The following is a 20,779-nucleotide window of genomic DNA, read 5'->3' on the forward strand; positions in this document are numbered from 1 at the left end:
CCGGGCGCGGACGGCGGCCCCGGCCGCCGTCCGGCTTCCACAGGAGGTTCGGATGTCCGAAGGCGAGGCCGAGATCACTGAGGTGCGGGCCGCGCACCGCTTCGACGAGGCCCGGCTGGAGGCCTGGCTGGACGGGCGGCTTGAGGGCTTTCGCAGGCCGCTGACCGTCCGCCAGTTCGAGGGCGGGCACTCCAACCCCACCTTCCTGATCGCCTCGCCGGACCGCCGCTGGGTGGTGCGCAAGAAGCCGCCCGGCGACCTCCTGCCCTCGGCCCACCAGGTCGGGCGCGAGTACACCGTGCTCAAGGCCCTGGGCGGCTCCGGCGTGCCGGTGCCCACCGTACGCCTGCACTGCGAGGATGCGTCGGTCATCGGTTCCGAGTTCTTCGTCATGGACTGGGTCAAAGGCCGGATCTTCCTCGATCCTTCCCTGCCCGGCATGACCCCCGCCGAGCGCCGGGCGGTCTTCACCGACTACCTCAGGGTGCTGGCCAGGCTACACGCCGTCGACCCCGCCTCGGTCGGACTGTCCGACTACGGACGGCCGGGCAACTACTACGAGCGGCAGATCAGCCGCTGGGTGCGCCAGTACAAGGCCGCCCAGACCGACGACCATCCCGACATGGAGCGGCTGATGGAGTGGCTGCCGGCCCACATGCCGGCGGAGAGCGAGACCCGGATCGTCCACGGCGACTTCTCGATCCGCAACTGCATGCTGCACCCGACCGAGCCGAAGCTCGAGGCCGTGCTGGACTGGGAGCTGTCGACCCTGGGCGACCCCTATTCCGACGTCGCCTACACCACCCTCTTCATGATGGGCGAGACCACCCAGAAGACCCTCACAGACCTGGGGATCCCGTCCCAGGCCGAGATATTCGAGATCTACGCCGAGGCTTCGGGCCGGCCTGCCCTGAAGGACTGGAGCTTCCACCTGGCCTTCACCCTGTTCCGCATCGCGGCCATCAACCAGGGGGTCTACAAGCGCGGCCTGGACGGCAACGCCTCGTCGGACCGGTATGTCGAGGCCTATCCCTCGATCCAGCGCTACGCCGCCCGCGCCTGGTCCATCGCCAACGGGGGCCCTGCGGTTGTCTGACGGACTGCTTGAGCGTCGCAACCGGGCCTTCGGCGCGGGGGCGGCCCTCTTCTACGAGACGCCCCTGCACATCGTCCGGGGCGAAGGCGCCTGGCTCTTCGACGTCGACGGCCGGCGATATGTGGACATGTACAACAACGTGCCCTGCGTGGGGCACGGCAACCCCCGGGTGGCCGAGGCCATCGGCCGCCAGCAGGGGACCCTGAACGTCCACTCCCGCTACCTGCACGAGGACATCATCCGCCTGGCCGAACGGGTGGCCGGCCTGCACGGCGACTTCGCGCAGAGCGTGATCTTTTCCTGCTCGGGGACCGAGGCCAACGAGATCGCCCTGCGCATGGCCCGCATGGCCACGGGCCGTCGGGGCATCCTCTGCACGGACGCCACCTACCACGGCAATACCGAGCTCGTCGGGGCCATGAGCGGCCTGCCGGCGGGGTCCGAGCGGTCGCCGGGGTTCCGCAGCTTTCCCTTTCCCCAGACCTTCCGGACGCCGGAGCCCGGCCTGTCCGGCGCGGCCCTGACCGAGGCCTACCTGGTGGGTCTGGACAGGGCCATGGACGCCCTGGAGGCCTCCGGCGACGGGATCGCGGCCCTGATCGTCTGCTCCATCCTGGCCAATGAGGGCCTGCCCGACCTCCCGCCGGGCTTCATGGGCAGGGCCGCCGAACGGGTGCGGGCCCGCGGGGGGCTCATCATCGCCGACGAGGTTCAGTCCGGTTACGGCCGCACGGGCCAGTGGTGGGGCTATCAGGTGACCGGCTTCACACCGGACATCGTGGTGACGGGCAAGCCCATGGGCAACGGCGTGCCGTTGGCCGCGACCACCGCCTCCCGCGCCCTGGTCGAGACCTTCCGGTCCCGGACCCGCTATTTCAACACCTTCGCCTCCAGCCCCCTGCAGGCGGCGGCGGGTCACGCCGTGCTGGACGAGATCGAGTCCCGGGACCTGCTGGCCAACGCCGGACGGGTCGGGGCCTTCCTGAAGGCCGAGCTGAAGGCGCGGGTCGGCCGCTGGCCCGGCGTGGCCGACGCCCGGGGCTGCGGCCTCTTCCTGGGGGTGGAGATGGTCGGTCCCGACGGCGCCCCGGACCTCGCTGCAGCCCGGGCCGTATGCAATGGGCTCAAGGACCGGGGCTTCCTGACCTCGAACGCCGGGGCCTTCAACAACGTGGTCAAGATCCGGCCGCCCCTGGTCTTCAGCCAGGCCGACGCCGAGGCCTTCCTCCCCGCCTTTGACGCGACGCTGGACACCCTCCATGGAGCCGGCTGAGGCCGAACGGGTCTTCCTGCCCGCCGCCCGGGAGGCCGCCAAGGCCTTTCCGGTGGAAGACCCCCAGCTGTCACTGGTCACGGTCTCGGAGAACGTCACCTTCCGCCTGACGGACGGCAGGACTGGCGAGGACTGGGTCCTGCGCCTGCACCGGCCGGGCTACAATTCCGAGGCGGAGCTGGAGGCCGAGCGGGTCTGGACCTCGGCCCTGCGCGAGGCCGGACTGGCCGCCCCCGAGCCCTTGCATGCCCGGGACGGACGGGCCTTCACGCCGCAGGCCGTGGCCGGGACCGGAGAGGTGCGGCTGGTCGGGGTGACCCGCTGGATCGAAGGCGAGGTGCTGGACGATTTCCTGGAGTCGCCGGACCGGACCGGCGAGCGCCCCTTGTGGTTCCGCCGCCTCGGCGCCCTGGTCGCCCGAACCCACCTGCAGTCCGAGGCCTGGACCCCGCCGCCCGGCTTCGCACGGACGCGCCTGGACGCCGACGGCCTGATGGGTCCTGCGCCCCGGTGGGGCCCCTTCTGGGACCATGCGGCCCTCGGCCCCGAGGACCGTGACCTTGCCATCCAGGCGCGGGATGTCCTGCACGCGCGCCTGTCCGCCCTGCCCTTGGAACCGTCCGTCTTCGGTATGATCCACGCCGACCTGCACCCCGGGAACCTTCTGGTTCGGGACGGGGACCTCGCCATCATCGACTTCGACGACGCGGCCTTCGGCTGGCGGATGTACGACATCGCCGTGGCCCTCACGCACCAACAGGCTTCGCAGGATTTCGCTGCGGTCAGGGACGCCTTCCTGGCCGGATACCGGCAGGTGCGCGACCTGCCGGAGACCGAGGCGGCGCAGCTGTCCGATTTCCTGCTGGTGCGCGACCTCGTCCAGCTGGGCTGGCTGCACGAGCGGCCGGAGATCGAGACCGGCGACTGGCTTCCGGCCCGGGTCGACCTGATCCGCCGGCGCTGCGAGGCCCTTCTGGCGGACGCCTAGCCCAGGAATTAGGGCGCCAATTGCTCCCCATCAGGGGGAGCTGCCGGCGAAGCCGGCTGAGGGGGTCAACGGCGCCTCAGCAGACCCCCTCCGGCCCGCTGCGCGGTCCACCTCCCCCTGGGGGGAGGAATGAAGAGTGAATTGCTCCCCATCAGGGGGAGCTGTCGGCGAAGCCGACTGAGGGGGTCAACCCTATCGCCGTAGACCCCCTCCGGCCCGCTACGCGGGCCACCTCCCCCTTGGGGGAGGAATTGGGAGCCAGTTGCCGCCCATCAGGGGAAGTCCCCGGCGAAGGCCGGTGAGGGGGTCAGCGGCGGTTACTGGCTTTCGGCGAGGGCCTTCATGTTGCGCAGGGCGCCCTCGAACATGGCCCGGCGGCGGGCCTGGTCGGCGGTGCGGGCGGCGGCGTCCGGCAGGCCGGAGACGTCGTACATCAGGGTGTATTCGAGCACCGAGGTCTTCGCGGTGACCGGCTTGGCCTCCAGGAAGCCGTGGTAGAGGTCGTAGGGGCGCCCCTCCACCGGCGGCTGGGCGTAGCCGTAGGACAGGTCGGTGCGCGCCACCATGATCTCGGTGACCCGGCCGCCGGCGATGGAGCGGACCGAGCCGATGCCGCCATCGCCCTTCGTGACCGTGCAGTCGATCTTCATCCAGGCGCCCAGGTCGCACCAGCCGCCCACCTTCTTCCAGGCCTCGGCCGCCGGGCGATCGACAGGCTGGCTCATGCGGATGACGGCGTACTCCGGGCTGGCGGCCAGGGCGGCGCCCGGGAGGGCGACGGCAAGGACGGCGGCGACGAGGAAGCGCTTCATGGAGGGGCCTTTCAAGTCGTGGCGGCGGCGGCGAGGCGACGGGCGGCCTCGTCGCGCAGGCCGCGCTTGAGGATCTTGCCCGAGGCGATGCGCGGCAGGGGTTCAGGCGAGATGTCGATGTAGCGGGGAACCTCGAACCGGGCGAGGTGATCCTTGAGGAAGTCGCGGATTTCGTCGGGGTCGAGGCCAGGGTCGCCGTGGACGGTGGCGCCGACCTCCTCGCCCAGCCGCTCGTCGGGGACGGCGTAGACCGCAGCCTCATGGATATGCGGATGCTTGAGCAGGGCCGCCTCCACCTGGCCGCAGCCGATGTTCTCGCCGCCCCGGATGATCAGGTCCTTGATGCGGTCGACGATGAAGAGGTAGCCCTCGTCGTCCAGGTAGGCGACGTCGCCGGTCCGGAACCAGCCGTCCTCGAAGATCTCGGCGTTGAGCTCGGGGCGGTTCCAGTAGCCGCGGAAGAGGCTCGTCCCGCGGATCAGCAGCTCGCCTCGCTCGCCGGCCGGCAGGACCCGGCCCTGTTCGTCGAGAATCTTCAGCTCCAGCACCGCCGAGCAGCGGCCCGAACTGGCCGGACGGTTGAGGTATTCCTCGCCGCCGATGCCGGTGCCGATGGCGTTGGTCTCGGTCATGCCCCAGCCGGTATTGGGCATGGCCTGGGCGAAGGACGAGCCGATCTGGGCCACCTGCTCGGGCGCCCGGGGCGCGCCGCCACCGCCCACGGTGAGCAGGCTGGAGAGATCCCGGGAGGTCCGCTTGGCCTCGCGCACCAGGTCGCCGGTCATGGCCGCGGGGGCGGTGAAGCTGGTGACCTTCTCGCGCTCGATGATCTCGGCGGCGAGCTCGGCGTCCCACTTGTACATGCAGACCATGGCGCGCTGGGCGCGGTAGCATTGCAGGAAGATGGCGTTGGCGCCGGTGACGTGGAACAGGGGCACGCCCAGGAGGGCCACAGGCTGGCGGGCCGGCGGGACGGGCTCGATCCCCTGCATGAGGGCCCCGGCGCGGACGTCCAGCTCCCAGGAGAAGAGGGCCGAGATGATGTTCCGGTGGGAAGACACCACCCCTTTGGGATGGCCCGTCGAGCCCGAGGTGTAGAAGATGGTGGCGTCGTCGTCGGGGGCGATATCGATGGCGGGCAGGCTGGCGCCCGCAGCCTCGGCCATCAGGTCCTCGTAGCGCGCCGCCTCGCCCGGCCGGTCGGCGCGGACGGCGATCACCGGGACCTTGAGGTCCGGCGAGCAGCCGGCCAGGCGGTCCAGCCGCTCCTGATCGGCGATGAAGACCTTCGCGCCGCAGTCCTTCAGGCCGTACTCCAGCTCGTCCGACTGCCACAGGGCGTTCATCGCCACGGCCACCGCCCCGATGGAGGTCGCCGCCTGGTAGGAGATCACCCACTCCGGGAAGTTGCGCATGGAGAAGGCGACCCGGTCGCCCTTGCCCACGCCGAAGCGGGAGACGAGGACCGAGGCAAGGCGGCCTGCGTCCCGGGTGACCTCGGCGAAGGTCATCCGCTCCTCGCCATAGACCAGGAAGGTGGCGTCCGAGACCGCCGCCGCGAACATCTCCCGCAGGGTCGGCGGGGCATGGACGAACACCTTCCGGGGGTATCCGCCGATCTCGAGGGTCGCCAGCTCAAAGGGCTGGCCGGTCGCCGTGAGGAGGGCGAGGGCTTCAGCCCGGGTGGCGGGCGGGGGCGCGGCGTCAGTCATGGAGGTTCCGGGATCAGAAAAGGAGGCGGGCGAGCTTCTTGCGGTGGAAGGCGGCGTCGCCGAACTGGGCCGCATGCCAGATGGCCCGGCGGCGATAGAGCTGGGCGTCGCAGTCCCAGGTGAAGCCGAAGCCTCCGTGGAACTGGATCGCCCGGTCGGCGGCGAAGCTGTAGGCGACGTCAGCGGCGGCCTTGGCCATGCGCACGGCGATCTCGCCGGTCCCCTGCTCGTTGAAGCAGTGGGCGGCGCTGTAGAGGTGCGACCGGGCCTGCTCGTAGCGGGTGTAAGCGTCGACGATGGGGTGCTTCAGCGCCTGGTAGGAGCCGATCACCTTGCCGAACTGGGTGCGGGTGCGCAGGTAGTCCAGGGTGTAGTCGATGCAGGCCTGGGTCCCGCCCACCATGTCGGCGGCGGCCAGGAGATTGGCCACCAGGTGGATGTGCTCGAGAGCGGCGCCTGCGCGGTCCGGGTCGAGAAGCCGGTCGGCATCCAGGACGATCCCGTCGAGGGCGAGGGCGAAGGACCTGCGGGTCTCGTCGATCACCGTCTCCCGGCGAAGGGCGCCGGAGGGCAGGTCCTCGGGCGTCAGGAGCACCAGGGCGGGGGCGCCGTCCAGGCGGACCGAGGCGATGATCCGGCGGGCCTCGGCGGCGTCGGTGACCAGGATCTTCCGGCCGGACAGGGCCAGCCGACCGTCAGGCCGTCGCGTCGCGGTGCAGCCGATGGTCTCCGGCTCCCAGTCGGTGTCCAGCTCGGCCAGGGCCAGGGTGGCCGCCTCGCCGGCGGCGATCCGCGGCAGGGCCTCCCGCTTCTGGTCCTCGGTCCCGCCGGCGATCAGGGCCTGGGCGGCGAGGGTGGTCGAGACGAAGGGCCCCGCCATGAGCCGCCGGCCCATCTGCTCCACCAGGGGAACGACCTCGGCGAGGCCAAGTCCAGAGCCGCCGTAGGCCTCCGGAATGGCCACGCCCAGCCAGCCGAGGTCGCCCAGCTCGGCCCAGACTGCAGGGTCGTGGCCAGCCTCGGCCTCCATGAGGCGGCGAACCGTCGCCACGGGGGACCGCCGCTGGCAGAAGTCCGTCGCGACCTCGAGGAGGGTCGCCTGGTCCTCGGAAAACCCGATCCTTCCCAGATCCTTCATCGCCCTCGCCTCCCTTACGACTTCGGCAGGCCGAGCACGTGCTCGCCGACGATGTTGGCCTGGATCTGGGAGGTGCCCCCGCCGATCGTGGCCGAGAAGGAATTGAGGTAGTTGCGCGCCCACAGGCCATTGTCCGCAGCCTCGGGCTCGTCGACATAGTAGGCGCCCCGGGCGCCCGTCAGCTGGACGGCGAAGTCATTGAGGCGCCGGGACATCTCCGTGCCCATGAGCTTGGAGGCCAGGGGGATGCCCTGGGGGCGGTCGGCGATCAGTTCGGGCACCTGGGTGCGCTGTCCATTGAGGGTCAGGGCCTGGATCTCCATGAGGAAGCCGACCATCTCGTCGGCGACCAGGGGATCCTCCAGGACGGGCCGGCCGCCACGCGTTGTCCGCTGGGCCAGGTCGAAGACGTCGAACGCGTTGGCGCCAACAGAGACATAGCCGCCGGCCTGCCCGCCCCGGGCCCCGCGCTCGTACTCGAGGGTGCGCATGGCCACCTTCCAGCCGCCACCCTCGGGGCCCACGAGGCCGTCGACGGGGGCCTTGGCGTCGGTGAAGAAGGTCTGGGTGAAGCCGTGTTCGCCGGTCAGCTTGCGGATCGGGACGGTCTCGATCCCCGGCGCCTTCATGGGCATGAGGAAGAAGCTCAGGCCGTCATACTTGCGCTCAGTGGAGGGATCAGTCCGGGCCAGCAGGATCATGTACCTGGCGTAGCGGCCCAGGGTGGTCCAGATCTTCGAGCCGTTGACCACATAGTGGTCGCCATTGCGCACCGCCCGGGTCTGGGCCGAGCCCAGGTCCGAGCCGTGGCCCGGTTCGGAGAAGCCCTGGCACCAGATGTCCTCGGCCGAGAGGATGCCCTTGAGGTAAGCCGCCTTCTGCGCCTCGGTCCCCATCTCCAGGATCAGGGGACCCGCCCAGTTGATGCCGATGGCGTTCAGCATGATCGGGCCGTGGTGCTTGCGCATGGCCCGGGTGGCGGCGCTCTGGAAGGCCTGGGACAGGCCGCCGCCGCCGTAGGCCTTCGGCCAGGCCGCGCCCAGGTAGCCCGCTTCCCAGACCTTGTTCTGCCAGTCGCGCAGGAAGTGGAACTGCTTGTCGGTCCCGACCTCCATGAAGGTCAGGGGCAGCATGAAGCCGGGGTCGCGGACAACGTTCTCGGCGAACCAGGCGTCGGCCTGCTCGGCAAAGGCGGCGAGGTCCTTGGGATCAACTGTGCTCATGGTCTCACTCCCGGGGCGGGGCCCCTCACTGTAACGGGCATACCGTCCGGTCAGTCCGCCCGGAGGGCCTGCTTCTCGCGGGCCCTGAGGAAGGCCGGACGTTCCTTGAGGCGCTCAAGATAGTCGCGGCTGCGGGGCTTGTAGCGCTCGGCGAGGCCCAGGGTCTCGCCGAGGAAAAGGGCGTAGTGGACCGCGATGTCCGCCATGGTGAAACGGCCCGCGCAGAGGAACTCCCGGTCCTCCAGGGCCGCCTCGACGCTGCGCAGACGCGAGAGGTACCAGACCGTGTAGTCTTCGGCCGCCTGCGGCAGGCGGCGCTCCTTTGGCTCGAGCCGGGTGTAGCGAAGCACGATCGTCTGGGGAAAGGTCAGGGTCGCGTCGCTCCGGTACATCCAGTTGAGGTACTCGCCGTAGGCCGGCTCGGAGGGATCGACCCGCAGGTCGGTGGGCGCGAGCTTCTCGCCCAGATAGTGGCAGATGCCCGTGGACTCGGTGAGGGTGACCTCGCCGTCGACGAAGGTCGGGACGGTGCCCAGGGGATTGATGTTGAGGTAGCCGGGATAGGTCGCCCGGGGCGGGAAAGCCATGTTGACCAGCTCGTAGTCGGCGCCCAGCTCCTCCAGCGCCCAGAGGGGGCGCAGGGAACGGGCGTCGGCGCAGTGATAGAGCTTCATGGGCCTCCCCGGACTCTTCGGTCGCTCCATACACCTTATTCAAATTTCGCCGGCACGAAAGGGATCACGGTTGGTCTGGGCCGTTCTGTCCGGTAATGCTCGAACCAGACTGGACATGAACAGGACCCGCGCGCAGCGGGCGGGGGAGACCATATGACGGACGGGGCGAAGCAGAAGGAGACGCCAGCGGGCCTGGCCTCGGTGGAGGCGGTGACGCAGATGCTGGCGGGGACCGGCTACATCGCCACGCCGGAGATCGCCACGGCGGTCTACCTGGCCCACCACCTGCGCAAGCCTGTCCTCATCGAAGGCCCCGCCGGGGTCGGCAAGACCGACCTCGCCCGCTCGGTCGCCATCGGCCTGGACCAGCCCCTGATCCGGATGCAGTGCTACGAGGGCCTGGACGAGTCCAAGGCCCTGTACGAGTGGAAGTACGGCAAGCAGCTCCTCTACACCCAGATCCTGAAGGACAAGATCGGCCACCTGGTCGAGGACGCCGACAGCCTGGACGAGGCCCTGCACAAGCTGACCGGCTTCCAGGACATCTTCTTCTCCCGGGACTTCCTCGAGCCGCGGCCCCTCCTGAAGGCCATGGAGCAGTCGACCGGCTCGGTCCTGCTGATCGACGAGATCGACAAGTCCGACGAGGAGTTCGAGGCCCTGCTGCTGGAGGTGCTGTCGGACTACCAGGTGACCGTGCCGGAGATCGGCACCATCGCCGCCCAAGTGCCGCCCCTGGTGGTGCTGACCTCCAACGCCACGCGGGAGCTGGGCGACGCCCTGAAGCGCCGCTGCCTGCACCTCCACATCGACTTCCCCGATGCGGACCTGGAGGCGCGGATCGTCCGCACACGGGTGCCCGAGGTGACCGAGCGGCTGCTGGAGCGGCTGGTCGACTTCGTCCAGGCGGTGCGGGGCGAGAACATCCGCAAGCTGCCGTCGATCAGCGAGACCATCGACTGGGCCCGGACCCTGATCCTGCTGCACGCGGACTCCCTGGACCCGGCCCTGGTGCGCTCGACCCTCAATGTCATCCTCAAGCGCCAGTCGGACATCGCCGAGGTGGCGGGCAAGGTGGAGGCCCTGCTGGCGGGCGGGGACAAGGCCAGCCGCTGATGGAGCGGACCCTCACCCGCTACATCCGCGCCCTCCGGTCCGCCGGCGCCGGGGTCTCGACCACCGAGGCCATGGATGCGGCGCGGACCGTGGATGTCGTGGGCTGGGAGGACCGGGGCGTCCTGAAGACCGCCCTGGGGACGGTTCTGGCCAAGTCCGTCGAGGAAAAGGCCATCCACGAACAGCTGTTCGAACTCTACTTCAGCCGGGAAGCGGCCTCGGCCGCCGCGGCGGAGGGACAGCCCGGCGAAGGCGGCGATCCCGACACCGGACGACCCGGCGACGGGGAGGCCGGCGCGGATCCCCAGTCCGGTGACGCCGAGGGAGGTGAAGGCGGCGAGGGGGGCGATCCTGTGGAGGCCCTGTCGGCGCTGGCGCAGGGCAAGAACCCCGGACAACTGGCCATGGCCCTGGAGCGGGCCGCCGCCGCCGCAGGGGTGGACGAGATCCGCTTCGCCACCCAGTCGGGATATTTCGTCCGCAAGATGATGGAGCAGATGGGCGTCGAGGCCCTGGAGGCCCGGCTCATGGAGGCCCTCTCCCGGCGCACCCCCGAGGGCGAGGCGGAGGCCGAGGGGCTGATCGGGACGCGCTCGGCCCTGCAGAAACAGGCCCGCGCCTTCGTCGAGGCCCGGTTCGAGATCTACGGGAAGTCGGCGCAGGACGCCTTCATGAACGAGATCCTGGCCGAACGCAGCTTCGGCGCCCTGGGGCGCAGCGACACCGAGCGCATGCGGGCTCTGGTCGAGCGCATGGCCAAGCGGCTGGCGGTGCGGCACGCCCGTCGCCGGAAGGTGAAGGACCGGGGGCGGCTGGACGTCCGCCGCACCCTAAGGGCCAACGCCGGGCACGACGGCGTGCCCTTCGACATCATCTGGAAGATCCGGCGCAAGGACCGGCCCAAGATCGTGGCGGTCTGCGACGTCTCTGGCTCGGTGGCCCAGTATGTCCGCTTCCTCCTGCTCTTCCTCCACGCCCTGAAGGAAAAGGTCACCGACCTCGAGACCTTCGCCTTCTCGGCCCACCTGGCCGATGTCAGCCGGCCGCTGGAGACCCTGCCCTTCGAGACCGCCATGCGGGCCATCGTCGACGAGGTGGGCTCGGGCGGGACCGACTATGGCGCGGCCTTCCTCGAGCTCGACCGTGACTTCGGCGAGGTCATCGACCGACGGACCACCGTGCTGGTGCTGGGCGACGGCCGCTCGAACTATTCGAACCCCCGCCTGGACGTCTTCAAGCAGATCGCCGACCAGGCCAAGCGGCTGGTCTGGCTGTGCCCGGAGCCGGCGACGAACTGGGGGTCGGGAGACAGCTGCCTCCTGGAATACCGGCCCTTCTGCACCCTGCTCACCCACTGCTCGACCGTCACCGACCTGGAGCGGGCGCTCGACGAAATCCTGATGGCCTACGACTAGGAGACCCGACCCATGAAGGTTCAGGGAAAGATCATCATCGTCACCGGCGGCGCCGATGGCATCGGCGCGGCCCTCTGCCGGCGCTTCGCCCGGGAGGGGGCGGCCCACGTGGCCGTGGTCGACCTCAACGCCGAGGGCGCGGCGAAGGTGGCCGCCGAGATCGGCGGCTCGTCCTTTGGCGTGGACGTCTCGGACCCGGCGGCCGTGGAGGCGATGGTCCGGGCGGTGGAGGCCGCGCACGGGCGTATCGACCTCTTCTGCCAGAACGCCGGCGTGGGCGGCGGTGAGCCGGACCCCGACAACGCCGCCTCGGCGCCGGACGCGGTCTGGAACCGGGCCTGGGGCGTCAATGTCATGGCCCATGTCTACGGCGCCCGCGCCGCCCTGCCCGGCATGATCGCCCGGGGCGAGGGCTACATCCTGAACACCGTTTCGGCGGCGGGCCTGCTGTCGCAGATCGGCAGCGCCGTCTACTCCACCACCAAGCACGCGGCCATCGGCTTTGCTGAGAGCCTGGCCATCGCCCAGGGCGACCTGGGGATCAAGGTCTCGGTCCTCTGCCCCCAGGGCGTGGATACGGCCATGCTGAGGGCCGGCGGCGGGCAGGAGCAGCCCCAGAACCTGGATGGGGTCCTGTCGCCTGACGACGTGGCTGAGGCGGTGGTGAAGGGACTGGAGGCCGAGAGCTTCCTGATCCTGCCCCACGAGATCGTCCGCACCTACATGCAGCGCAAGACGGCCGACTATGACCGCTGGCTGGGCGGCATGCGCAGGCTGCGGTCGAAAGTGCTGGGCCGGGCCTGACCCCGGGCCCGGATCAGGAGAAGCCGATCCAGCGGCCCGCCACGGCCGTGGTCAGCCACAGGCAGGTCGAGAGGGCGCCGACGGCGAAGCTGAAGGCTCCGCCGCGGGGATTGCGCGCGATCAGGGCCCGGCGGGCCGTGAAGGCCAGCAGCAGGCCAAGGGTCAGGGTGATCATCTTCAGGAAAAAGGCCGGCCGGTCATAGAGCTTCACCGCCTCGGAGATCCCGAGAAGCACGCCGGTCGTCAGCATAAGGGTCAGGGCCCCCAGGAACCAGGCTCGGGCGCCCTGCTCCACCTCGGCGATGGACTGGCGGGTCAGGCCCGCGCCCATCAGCCTCAGGTCGACCACGAAGAGCGAGCCGCCCAGGATGGCGAGGCCCACAAGGTGGACCGCCTCGATCACCGGGAAGAGCCAGAGGGACTCCCGGATCGCAGCCGACAGGGCCGTGGCCTCGATGGCCTCGCAGAGGGCGTACAGGCTCATGGCGTGAAGCTCCGGCAGGCGGAAACCGCGGAGATGAAGGCCGGCTGGGGCTTGTCGCAGTCGAACCAGTTGTAGGCGATGAACCGGCCGAAGAAGATCACGCCGATCCAGAGGCACAGGGAGGCCAGGGCCGAGAAGCGGGCGCGGGCCGGGGCCGGCCCCATGTCCCACGCCCCCGGAGAGAGGCCGTAGGCCCTGTGGAAGCGCCAGACGTTCAGCCCCGCCAGCAACAGCAGAAGCATCTTCGCCCGGAACCAGAAGCTGTGGAAGGTGCGCTCGGGGATGGCGTAGAACAGCAGCGCCCCGGTTACGATCAGGATGACGAAGCCCAGGACCGTCCAGGGAAGGAGCCGGCGCAGGACCTGGGACACGGGAACCCGACCGAGGGCCAGGCCCAGCACCCTCAGGTCGATCATGGCGATCGTTCCCACGAACAGGGTGATGGACACCACGTGGGTCGTCTCCACGATGGCGTACATGTACAGCGACTCGTGAAGCGCAATGCTCCCGGGCGTTGTGGCCAGCCAGGCGACGAAGGCGTCAATCATCGGCTCAGGGTATCCGTCGGGGTGAACCTAGCGACGACGATCACCGGGATCCGCGCCATCCTTGGGCGCCCCGGTGCCGGAGGAGCCCATGAAGACCCGACGGCCATCCGTGAAAGTCACGTCGCGCCCGTTGGCCTTGCAGGCCGGGGCGCAGGCCTTGTCCTTGGACTGGTAACCCCTGACGATCACAGCGGTCCCGGGCTTGAGGGAGTCCCGAGAAAGGCCGGAACGGAGAAGGGTGTTGGGCGTGCCGCCCTCGACCATCCAGACCTGCGCGCCGCCGCCGGCCTTGGGAACCGCGACATGGACCCAGGCGTGGGGGTTGATCCACTCGACCTTGGTGACCGTCCCGCGCAGCAGGACCGGGGCGTTGCCATCGAACTCGGCGGCGAAGGCGTGGTGGGCGTCGGCCTCACCCGCAACGCCGGCGATGGACAGTCCCGCGACGGCGGCGAGGGCGGCGAGGGCTTTCGAGGGGCTCTGGATCATGGTCGGGTCTCCGGGAGGATCGTCTGGCGGATGGCGGCTTAGGGCAGCGTTTCGACGGCGTCTCAGGGCAGAGGGTTCTTGCGGTACTTGCCGAACATCAACTCCTCGACGAACTCGACGCACTTGAACTGCTGGAGCCGGGCGTCCTCGCCGACCCGCCGGTAGAGCACCATCGACATCTTCCAGGGGCGGGTGAAGGTCTCAGGATCGGTGATCTCCGCCTCATAGCGGAGGTGGTCGGGTCCGATCAGGGTCCAGCGCTCGACGACGGTCATGCTGGCGGAATGGTGGTTCCCGGCCCGGTCGAACCAGGTGGAGTCCGACTGCCCTGTGACCTTCACGACCAAGGTGTCGCCCTCCCACCTGGCCACCGACTGGCCCATCCAGGAATCCACCGGCGGCGGGCCCGGGTCCTTGAACACGAGGTTTCGGACCGCGCCGGCATACTCGTAGACGATCAGGGTCTCGCTCCCGCCCTGGATGATCTGCAGGGGGAAGGCCATGTAGTTGGCGCGCGGCACGCCGGGCAGGTAGCACTTGATCTCGGGATCCCGGTTGAGCCAGTCGGCGCGGTTCTCATCGCGCCGGGCCCGGGCTTCCGGCGTGTAGGGCAGGGCTCCGCCCTCGACCACGCCAGGTCCGGCTGGGACGGCGCCGATGGCCCCGAGGGCCAGGACCTCCTTCGCCGGGACCGGGACGACCGGCCCAGGCCGGAAGGCCAGGGCGGCGCGCGCGGCGTGGGGCTCGATATCCCAGTTGGCGGTGTTCAGGACCTGCCAGACCCCGTTGAGGTCCGGGCGCTTGTCGGGGGTTCGCGGAATCTTCGCCGGCGCCGCCACCGCGACATTGAAAACCGTTGCGGCGAAAATGGCCGCCAGAGCCGCGCCAAGGACCTTGAGACGCATGGGTACTCCCCGTTTCCCCCCGCGCGCCGTGAAGGCCGGCGCAGCGTTTCCCGACCGGCGCCTCAGGCGGGCGTCCGTATCCCCAGAGGCGGTCTCACAGTTGGTCGGGACGGTCAAGCCGAACGGTCCGGAGGGCTCAGTTTTGACTCGCCCGCATCTGGCGCGGCGTATAAACCGCCCGGGGAATTCGACGCCGGAGCCGGCCCCTTGAACGGCTGGTCCGGAAACCGCAGAGCGAGGAAACGCATGACCGCCATCAATCCGGTGACCGACCTTTCGATGGACGGCGACGTCGCCGTCATCACCCTCAACTCGCCGCCCGTGAACGCGCTGTCGGCCAATGTGCGCGAGGGTCTCTTCGAGGGCTTCAAGGCCGCGACCGCCGACCCGGCCGCCAAGGCCATCGTGCTGATCTGCGAAGGCCGCACCTTCATCGCCGGCGCCGACATCACCGAGTTCGGCGGCGCCTCGCGCGGGCCGTCGCTGTTCGACGTCCAGGAGATGATGGAGAACGCGCCCAAGCCGGTGATCGCCGCCATCCACGGCACCGCCCTCGGCGGCGGCCTGGAGGTCGCCCTGGTCGCCCACTACCGCGTCGCGGTCCCCTCGGCCCGCCTGGGCCTGCCCGAGGTGAACCTCGGCCTCCTGCCGGGCGCCGGCGGCACCCAGCGCCTGCCCCGGGTGGCCGGGCCCGAGAAGGCCCTCGAGATGATGACCTCGGGCCGCCACGCCCCCGCCAAGGAAGCCCTTGAGATGGGCCTGGTCGACGAGCTGGCCGAGGAAGGCAAGCTGCGCGAGGCCGCCGTGGCCTTCGCCCGCCGCTGCGTGGCCGAGAACAAGCCCCTGGTGCGGGTGCGCGACAACAACTCCAAGGTCGAGGCCGCCCGCGGCAAGCCCGAGATCTTCGAGGCCTTCCGCAAGGCCAACGCCCGGAAGTTCCGCGGCTTCCTGGCGCCCGAGTACAACATCCGCTGCATCGAGGCGGCGGTGAACCTGCCCTTCGACGAAGGCCTGGCCGTCGAGCGCAAGCTGTTCGGCGAGCTGGTCACCGGCTCGCAGTCGGCCGCCCAGCGGTATTCCTTCTTCGCCGAGCGCCAGGCCCAGAAGATCCCGGACGTGCCGGACGACACCCCCCTGATCCCGGTGAAGTCGGTGGGCATCATCGGCGCCGGCACCATGGGCGGCGGCATCGCGATGAACTTCGCCAATGTCGGCATCGCGGTCACCATCGTCGAGGTCCAGAAGGAAGCCCTGGAGCGTGGCCTGAAGGTCATCCGCGGCAACTACGAGCGCACGGCGTCCCGCGGCGGCATCACCGCCGCCCAGGTCGAGGAGCGCATGGCCCTGATCACGGGCTCGCTGGACATGAACGACCTGGCCCCGGTCGACCTGGTCATCGAGGCGGTGTTCGAGCGCATGGACGTGAAGAAGGACATCTTCACCAAGCTGGACGCCATCTGCAAGCCGGGCGCCATCCTGGCCACAAACACCTCGGGCCTGAACATCGACGAGATCGCCTCGGTGACCAAGCGCCCCGAGGCGGTGATCGGCCTGCACTTCTTCTCGCCCGCCAACGTGATGAAGCTGCTGGAAATCGTCCGCGCCGACCACACCTCCAAGTCGGTCATCGCCACCTCGATGAAGCTGGCCAAGCAGATCGGCAAGATCGCCGCCCTGGTCGGCGTCTGCCCGGGCTTCGTCGGCAACCGCATCCTGGCCCAGCGCCAGCGCGAGGCCCAGAAGCTGGTCATGGAAGGCGCCATGCCCTGGGATATCGACCGGGTGCTCTATGACTTCGGCTTCCCCATGGGCCCCTTCGCCATGAGCGACCTGGCCGGCCTGGACATCGGCTGGGTCAAGGAACGCTCGAAGGGCGAGAGCATCCGCGACGTCCTGTGCGAGATGGACCGTCGCGGCCAGAAGACCGGGGCGGGCTATTACGACTACGACGAGAACCGCAACGCCAAGCCGAGCCCGGTGACCGAGAAGATCATCAACGACTTCATCGTCAAGACCGGCTCCAACCCGCGGACCGTCAGCGACGAGGAGATCCTCGAGCGCTGCATCTACCCGATGATCAACGAGGGCGTGAAGATCCTCGAGGAGGGCAAGGCCATCCGGTCCTCCGACATCGATGTGGTCTGGCAGAACGGTTACGGCTGGCCCGTCTATCGCGGCGGCCCCATGTGGTACGGCGACCAGATCGGCGCGGCCAAGGTCCTGGAGAAGATGAAGGAATTCCAGGCCAAGATGGGCGACGACTTCAAGCCCGCCGCCCTGCTCGAGAAGCTGGTGGCCGAGGGCAAGAAGTTCTCCGACCTCTGATCCCAAGGGCTCCGGGCCGGCGCTGTCGCCGGCCCGGGCGCCCCATCCTGCTCTGGATTCGGCGCGCGAACGGGGCCTATCCTCCCCCAGGGGCACAGACCTGGGGAGGCGAGCATGGCGAGCGAGGCGCGGAATGACCGGATGATCGTGGGGGCGGCCTCCGCCGGCACGGTCTTCGAGTGGTACGACTTCTACCTCTACGGTTCGCTGACCGCCTTCATCAGCCTTCACTTCTTTTCCGGTGTGAACGAGACCACGGGCTTCATCCTGGCCCTGATGGCCTTCGCGGCGGGATTCGCCGTCCGGCCCTTCGGGGCCATCGTCTTCGGACGTCTCGGCGACCTCTGGGGCCGAAAGAACACCTTCCTGGTCACAATGCTTCTCATGGGGCTGTCGACCTTCGCGGTGGGCCTCCTGCCCGACTACAGTCAGATCGGGATCGCAGCGCCGATCCTGCTGGTGCTCCTGCGCCTGCTGCAGGGCCTGGCCCTGGGCGGCGAGTACGGCGGCGCAGCCACCTACGTGGCCGAGCACGCGCCGGACGGCAAGCGCGGCCTCTACACCAGCTGGATCCAGACCACGGCCACCCTGGGCCTCTTCCTGTCCCTGGTGGTCATCATCCTGGTCAGGACCCAGGTCGGCGAAGACGCCTTCAAGGCGTGGGGATGGCGGATCCCCTTCCTCGTCTCCGCCGTCCTGCTGGCCCTGTCCATGTGGATCCGGCTGAAGCTCAACGAGAGCCCGGTCTTCCAGAAGATGGTCGATGAGGGCCGGACCTCGAAGAAGCCGCTGACCGAGGCCTTCGCCGACCGGGCGAACCTGAAGCTCATCCTGCTGGCCCTGGTGGGTTTGACCGCTGGCCAGGCGGTGGTCTGGTATACGGGCCAGTTCTACAGCCTCTTCTTCCTGGAAAAGACGCTGAAGGTGGACGGCCTGACCACCAACGCCCTGGTGGCGACCGCCCTGCTGATCGGAACGCCCTTCTTCGTGGTCTTCGGCTGGCTGTCGGACAAGATCGGCCGCAAGCCCATAATCCTGGCCGGCTGCCTCCTGGCGGTGCTGACCTATTTCCCGATCTTCAAGGCCCTGACACACGCCGCCAACCCCGCCCTCGCGGCGGCCAGCGCCTCGGCGCCGGTGACGGTGATCGCCGATCCGGCGGACTGCGCCTTCCAGTTCGATCCCATCGGCAAGAAGGCCTTCGCCTCGTCCTGCGATATCGCCAAGTCCGCCCTGGCCAGCGCCGGGGTCAGCTACCGAAACGAGTCGGCGCCGGCGGGCGCCCTGGCCCGGGTCCGGGTCGGTCAGGCCGAGATCGCCTCCATCGACGGTCGCAGCCTGACCGGCAAGGCGCTTGCGGACGCCCGGGCGGCCTGGACGAAGTCCCTCTCCGCCACCCTCGCCGGGGCGGGGTATCCGGCCAAGGCCGACCCGGCCCGCATCAACAAGCCCCTGGTGGTCGGCCTGCTCACCCTGCTCGTCCTGTACGTCACCATGGTCTACGGACCTGTCGCCGCCGCCCTGGTGGAAATGTTCCCGGCCCGGATCCGCTACACCTCGATGTCCCTGCCCTACCACATCGGCAATGGCTGGTTCGGCGGCTTCCTGCCGGCCACCGCCTTCGCCATGGTGGCGGCCTCGGGCGACATCTACCGGGGCCTTTGGTACCCCATCGTCATCGCGGCGATCACCCTGGTCGCCGGCGGCTTCTTCCTGCGGGAGATGCGCGGGGCTCCCATCGACTGAGAGCCCGTGAAATCGCCGTGAAAATAGCGTGAATCATGCGTTAAGGGCTAGCCTGCCCTTGCGGGATGGTTGCCATCTAAACAGCTACTCAAGTCTCAGTTGATCTTTGCAAGTACCGGTAAAGACGGGCCAAGGTTGTGGTTCGGGGGGCCTCCCGACGTGAAGATTGCGTGAAACACGGGGTTGGGCGTTGCGATGGCGACGTCCCGGGGTGATTTGAATGACGGGGCGATCCGGAATCTACTCTGTTCGGCTAATGGGGGCGTTCCGCCTCCTGGGGGCGGACGGGAACAGGGTGGAAGTCGCAAGCAGGAAGGCGATCGGGCTTATCGCCCTCCTGGCCACGGGCCGGGATGGCGAACGTACGCGCCAGTTCCTCCAGGACAAGCTCTGGGGCTCGCGGGAATCCAGCCAGGCCCAGACCAGCCTGCGCCGGGAGCTGTCAAACCTGCGCAAGATCCTCGCCGACGAACCCGAGCCCCTGCTCTTCACCGAAGGGGCGAGGGTCCGGCTGAATCTTCCGAAGATCGCGTTCGATATCCCGGTCCCCGGCGCCGCGAACGAGGATGAGCGCCCTGAACCGAGGGGCATCGCCGAGTTCCTTGAAGGCCTCGATCTTCCGGGGGAAGAAGGTTTCGAGGACTGGCTGAGGGAGCAGCGCGCCCTGATCCAGGCCCAGTCGTCCGCCTGGGAGGCGCCCGGCGCCTACGACCCCGCCCCGCCGCTTCCGGTCCACCTCGTGGACCTGACGCAACCTGCGCCCGGCTTTGAGGGACGGCCGGCCCTGGCGGTCCTGAAGTTCCAGAACCAGACCTCGGACCCCGCGCTGGACTTCGCGGCCGAGGGCATCAGCGAAGACCTCATCGACCAGATGTCCCGGCTGCGCTGGCTGCCGGTCATCGCCCGGAGCTCCAGCTTCAGCCAGGACCTCGCCACCACTGACGCCAAGCAGGTGGGTCAGGGCCTGGGCGCAAGATACCTGGTCGAGGGGCGGCTGCGCGCCGCCGCCAAGGGCTTCCAGCTGGCGATATCGACCATCGACTCCGAAAACGGCCAGGTGATCTGGTCCGAGCGCTTCGGCCTTCCGGACAGCCTCTCCAACGAAAGCCTCGCGCCTGTCCTGAACGGCCTGACTGCGGTCCTGGGGGCCCGGATCGACCACGCGGAACAGTCGAGGGCGGTGGCGAGGCCATCGACAAGCCGGGACGTGAACACCCTGATCTGGCGGGGCCGCTGGCACCTCAACCGCATGTCCAGGGCGGACTCCCGGGCCGCTCGCGAGCTCTTCGACGAGGCCCTGGCGCGGGAGCCGGAAAACCCCGAGGTCCTGGTTCAGGCCGCCTGGAGCATGGGTTGGAACATCTGGGCGGAACGGATCAGTCCCGAGGAAATGGGCGTCTGGACGCGCCTGGCCCGGCGAGCCATGCAGGCGGCCCCCGAGGATGGCCGCGCTCACGCCGTGCTGGGCGCGGCGGAGATGTTCCAGAGGAACAATGCGCCGGCGATCCGGCTCTTCCGGCGGGCCATCGAGCTGAATCCCAGCCTGCCACAGGCCCACGCCTTCATTGGGTCGGCGCTGAACCTCGCCGGACGGCCCGACGAGGCCCAAGGCAGCCTCCGGACTTCCCTCCGTCTCAGCCCGAACGACCCCTTCGTCTTCCATACGCTTGGCGAACTGGCCACCTCGTATTGCATGTCGGGGAAGTGGGAGGAGGCGGTTGACCTGGCCGAGCAGTCGCTCATCCGGCGACCGGGCTACTGGCTGGCGCACCTGGTGAAGGTCAACGCCCTCGCCCGCAGCGGCGAGGCGAAGGCGTCGAAGGATGCGGCGCTACAGATGATGGAACAGTGCCGGGGCTTCAGTGAGGCGGACATCGACTGGCTGCCTTACGTGGACCCGGACTGGAATGGGTATTTCAAGGAAGGCCTCAGGCGGGCGTTGGAGGGGTGTGAGACCGGGACGCCATAGGCGTCCGCCCGGAGCACGCTCGCCCGCTACGCCTCGAGGTCTCCGGGCAGGAGCGGAGCCTA

Annotated in this window: 18 protein-coding genes; 9 read left to right on the top strand and 9 right to left on the bottom strand. The window is 69.3% G+C overall.

Annotated elements, in window-relative coordinates:
- Positions 1-52 precede the first annotated feature (52 nt).
- Genes HYN04_RS11265 through HYN04_RS11275 form a run of 3 tightly spaced genes read left to right on the top strand, consistent with a single transcriptional unit; the run spans position 53 to position 3,357 of the window.
- On the top strand, positions 53-1,096 hold the full coding sequence (locus HYN04_RS11265) for a phosphotransferase (RefSeq protein ID WP_110450846.1): 1,044 nt from the start codon (positions 53-55) through the stop codon (positions 1,094-1,096).
- Entirely contained in the window at positions 1,089-2,369 is a 1,281-nt protein-coding gene (locus HYN04_RS11270; RefSeq protein ID WP_199285961.1) for an aspartate aminotransferase family protein, read from the top strand. The genes HYN04_RS11265 and HYN04_RS11270 overlap by 8 nt, the downstream gene beginning before the upstream one ends.
- Entirely contained in the window at positions 2,356-3,357 is a 1,002-nt protein-coding gene (locus HYN04_RS11275; protein ID WP_110450848.1) for a phosphotransferase enzyme family protein, read from the top strand. Before HYN04_RS11270 ends, HYN04_RS11275 begins: the two co-directional genes overlap by 14 nt.
- Before the next feature lie 317 nt (positions 3,358-3,674).
- Here HYN04_RS11275 and HYN04_RS11280 read toward each other — a convergent pair whose 3' ends face one another.
- Genes HYN04_RS11280 through HYN04_RS11300 form a run of 5 tightly spaced genes read right to left on the bottom strand, consistent with a single transcriptional unit; the run spans position 3,675 to position 8,916 of the window.
- On the bottom strand, positions 3,675-4,169 hold the full coding sequence (locus HYN04_RS11280) for an SRPBCC family protein (protein ID WP_110450849.1): 495 nt from the start codon (positions 4,167-4,169) through the stop codon (positions 3,675-3,677).
- 11 nt (positions 4,170-4,180) lie between these two features.
- Positions 4,181-5,881 carry a class I adenylate-forming enzyme family protein gene (locus HYN04_RS11285; protein ID WP_110450850.1) on the bottom strand — a complete coding sequence of 567 codons (1,701 nt, stop codon included), beginning with the start codon at positions 5,879-5,881 and terminating at the stop codon, positions 4,181-4,183.
- A gap of 13 nt (positions 5,882-5,894) precedes the next feature.
- A complete protein-coding gene (locus HYN04_RS11290; RefSeq protein ID WP_110450851.1) occupies positions 5,895-7,019 on the bottom strand; it encodes an acyl-CoA dehydrogenase family protein in 1,125 nt (374 codons plus the stop codon).
- Positions 7,020-7,033: 14 nt separating this feature from the next.
- Complete coding sequence (locus HYN04_RS11295; RefSeq protein ID WP_110450852.1) at positions 7,034-8,242, bottom strand: acyl-CoA dehydrogenase family protein; 1,209 nt, start codon at positions 8,240-8,242, stop codon at positions 7,034-7,036.
- 50 nt (positions 8,243-8,292) lie between these two features.
- The gene (locus HYN04_RS11300) at positions 8,293-8,916 is read right to left on the bottom strand and encodes a glutathione S-transferase family protein (protein WP_110450853.1); all 624 of its coding nucleotides are present in this window, start codon (positions 8,914-8,916) and stop codon (positions 8,293-8,295) included.
- Between the two features lie 153 nt (positions 8,917-9,069).
- On the opposite strand from HYN04_RS11300, the gene HYN04_RS11305 reads away from it, so the two are divergent.
- The 3 genes from HYN04_RS11305 to HYN04_RS11315 are packed head-to-tail and all read left to right on the top strand — an operon-like array spanning position 9,070 to position 12,251.
- Positions 9,070-10,032, top strand: a complete 963-nt coding sequence (locus tag HYN04_RS11305; RefSeq protein WP_110450854.1) for an AAA family ATPase — start codon at positions 9,070-9,072, stop codon at positions 10,030-10,032.
- Complete coding sequence (locus HYN04_RS11310; RefSeq protein WP_110450855.1) at positions 10,032-11,447, top strand: vWA domain-containing protein; 1,416 nt, start codon at positions 10,032-10,034, stop codon at positions 11,445-11,447. Before HYN04_RS11305 ends, HYN04_RS11310 begins: the two co-directional genes overlap by 1 nt.
- Positions 11,448-11,459: 12 nt before the next feature.
- Positions 11,460-12,251, top strand: coding sequence for an SDR family oxidoreductase (locus HYN04_RS11315; RefSeq protein WP_110450856.1), 792 nt, complete (start codon positions 11,460-11,462; stop codon positions 12,249-12,251).
- A gap of 13 nt (positions 12,252-12,264) precedes the next feature.
- Here the strand turns inward: HYN04_RS11315 and HYN04_RS11320 are convergent, their stop codons facing one another.
- The 4 genes from HYN04_RS11320 to HYN04_RS11335 all read right to left on the bottom strand — a co-directional run bounded on the left by HYN04_RS11320 (position 12,265) and on the right by HYN04_RS11335 (position 14,677).
- Positions 12,265-12,735, bottom strand: coding sequence for a DUF6644 family protein (locus HYN04_RS11320; protein ID WP_110450857.1), 471 nt, complete (start codon positions 12,733-12,735; stop codon positions 12,265-12,267).
- The gene (locus tag HYN04_RS11325; RefSeq protein WP_110450858.1) at positions 12,732-13,283 is read right to left on the bottom strand and encodes a DUF6644 family protein; all 552 of its coding nucleotides are present in this window, start codon (positions 13,281-13,283) and stop codon (positions 12,732-12,734) included. The genes HYN04_RS11320 and HYN04_RS11325 overlap by 4 nt, the downstream gene beginning before the upstream one ends.
- A 27-nt stretch (positions 13,284-13,310) precedes the next feature.
- Positions 13,311-13,772 (bottom strand): DUF6152 family protein, encoded by a 462-nt coding sequence (locus HYN04_RS11330; RefSeq protein ID WP_110450859.1) that lies wholly within the window; start codon positions 13,770-13,772, stop codon positions 13,311-13,313.
- 62 nt (positions 13,773-13,834) lie between these two features.
- Positions 13,835-14,677, bottom strand: coding sequence for a hypothetical protein (locus tag HYN04_RS11335; protein ID WP_199285962.1), 843 nt, complete (start codon positions 14,675-14,677; stop codon positions 13,835-13,837).
- Between the two features lie 246 nt (positions 14,678-14,923).
- Between HYN04_RS11335 and HYN04_RS11340 the strand changes: the two genes are divergently transcribed.
- The 3 genes from HYN04_RS11340 to HYN04_RS11350 all read left to right on the top strand — a co-directional run bounded on the left by HYN04_RS11340 (position 14,924) and on the right by HYN04_RS11350 (position 20,717).
- A complete protein-coding gene (locus HYN04_RS11340) occupies positions 14,924-17,002 on the top strand; it encodes a 3-hydroxyacyl-CoA dehydrogenase NAD-binding domain-containing protein (RefSeq protein ID WP_110450860.1) in 2,079 nt (692 codons plus the stop codon).
- Positions 17,003-17,116: 114 nt separating this feature from the next.
- Positions 17,117-18,748, top strand: a complete 1,632-nt coding sequence (locus tag HYN04_RS11345; RefSeq protein WP_110450861.1) for an MFS transporter — start codon at positions 17,117-17,119, stop codon at positions 18,746-18,748.
- Between the two features lie 295 nt (positions 18,749-19,043).
- Positions 19,044-20,717, top strand: a complete 1,674-nt coding sequence (locus HYN04_RS11350) for a tetratricopeptide repeat protein (protein ID WP_162599638.1) — start codon at positions 19,044-19,046, stop codon at positions 20,715-20,717.
- Positions 20,718-20,779: the final 62 nt, after the last annotated feature.

Origin of the sequence: Phenylobacterium parvum (assembly GCF_003150835.1) — a bacterium.
Lineage (GTDB): Bacteria > Pseudomonadota > Alphaproteobacteria > Caulobacterales > Caulobacteraceae > Phenylobacterium > Phenylobacterium parvum.

Bases quoted from the DNA above. Each gene is read 5' to 3' on its own strand.
- HYN04_RS11265 (WP_110450846.1), top strand. From the start codon at position 53: ATGTCCGAAGGCGAGGCCGAGATCACTGAGGTGCGGGCCGCGCACCGC.
- HYN04_RS11275 (WP_110450848.1), top strand. From the start codon at position 2,356: ATGGAGCCGGCTGAGGCCGAACGGGTCTTCCTGCCCGCCGCCCGGGAG.
- HYN04_RS11280 (WP_110450849.1), bottom strand. From the start codon at position 4,169: ATGAAGCGCTTCCTCGTCGCCGCCGTCCTTGCCGTCGCCCTCCCGGGC.
- HYN04_RS11285 (WP_110450850.1), bottom strand. From the start codon at position 5,881: ATGACTGACGCCGCGCCCCCGCCCGCCACCCGGGCTGAAGCCCTCGCC.
- HYN04_RS11290 (WP_110450851.1), bottom strand. From the start codon at position 7,019: ATGAAGGATCTGGGAAGGATCGGGTTTTCCGAGGACCAGGCGACCCTC.
- HYN04_RS11295 (WP_110450852.1), bottom strand. From the start codon at position 8,242: ATGAGCACAGTTGATCCCAAGGACCTCGCCGCCTTTGCCGAGCAGGCC.
- HYN04_RS11300 (WP_110450853.1), bottom strand. From the start codon at position 8,916: ATGAAGCTCTATCACTGCGCCGACGCCCGTTCCCTGCGCCCCCTCTGG.
- HYN04_RS11305 (WP_110450854.1), top strand. From the start codon at position 9,070: ATGACGGACGGGGCGAAGCAGAAGGAGACGCCAGCGGGCCTGGCCTCG.
- HYN04_RS11310 (WP_110450855.1), top strand. From the start codon at position 10,032: ATGGAGCGGACCCTCACCCGCTACATCCGCGCCCTCCGGTCCGCCGGC.
- HYN04_RS11315 (WP_110450856.1), top strand. From the start codon at position 11,460: ATGAAGGTTCAGGGAAAGATCATCATCGTCACCGGCGGCGCCGATGGC.
- HYN04_RS11320 (WP_110450857.1), bottom strand. From the start codon at position 12,735: ATGAGCCTGTACGCCCTCTGCGAGGCCATCGAGGCCACGGCCCTGTCG.
- HYN04_RS11325 (WP_110450858.1), bottom strand. From the start codon at position 13,283: ATGATTGACGCCTTCGTCGCCTGGCTGGCCACAACGCCCGGGAGCATT.
- HYN04_RS11330 (WP_110450859.1), bottom strand. From the start codon at position 13,772: ATGATCCAGAGCCCCTCGAAAGCCCTCGCCGCCCTCGCCGCCGTCGCG.
- HYN04_RS11335 (WP_199285962.1), bottom strand. From the start codon at position 14,677: ATGCGTCTCAAGGTCCTTGGCGCGGCTCTGGCGGCCATTTTCGCCGCA.
- HYN04_RS11340 (WP_110450860.1), top strand. From the start codon at position 14,924: ATGACCGCCATCAATCCGGTGACCGACCTTTCGATGGACGGCGACGTC.
- HYN04_RS11345 (WP_110450861.1), top strand. From the start codon at position 17,117: ATGGCGAGCGAGGCGCGGAATGACCGGATGATCGTGGGGGCGGCCTCC.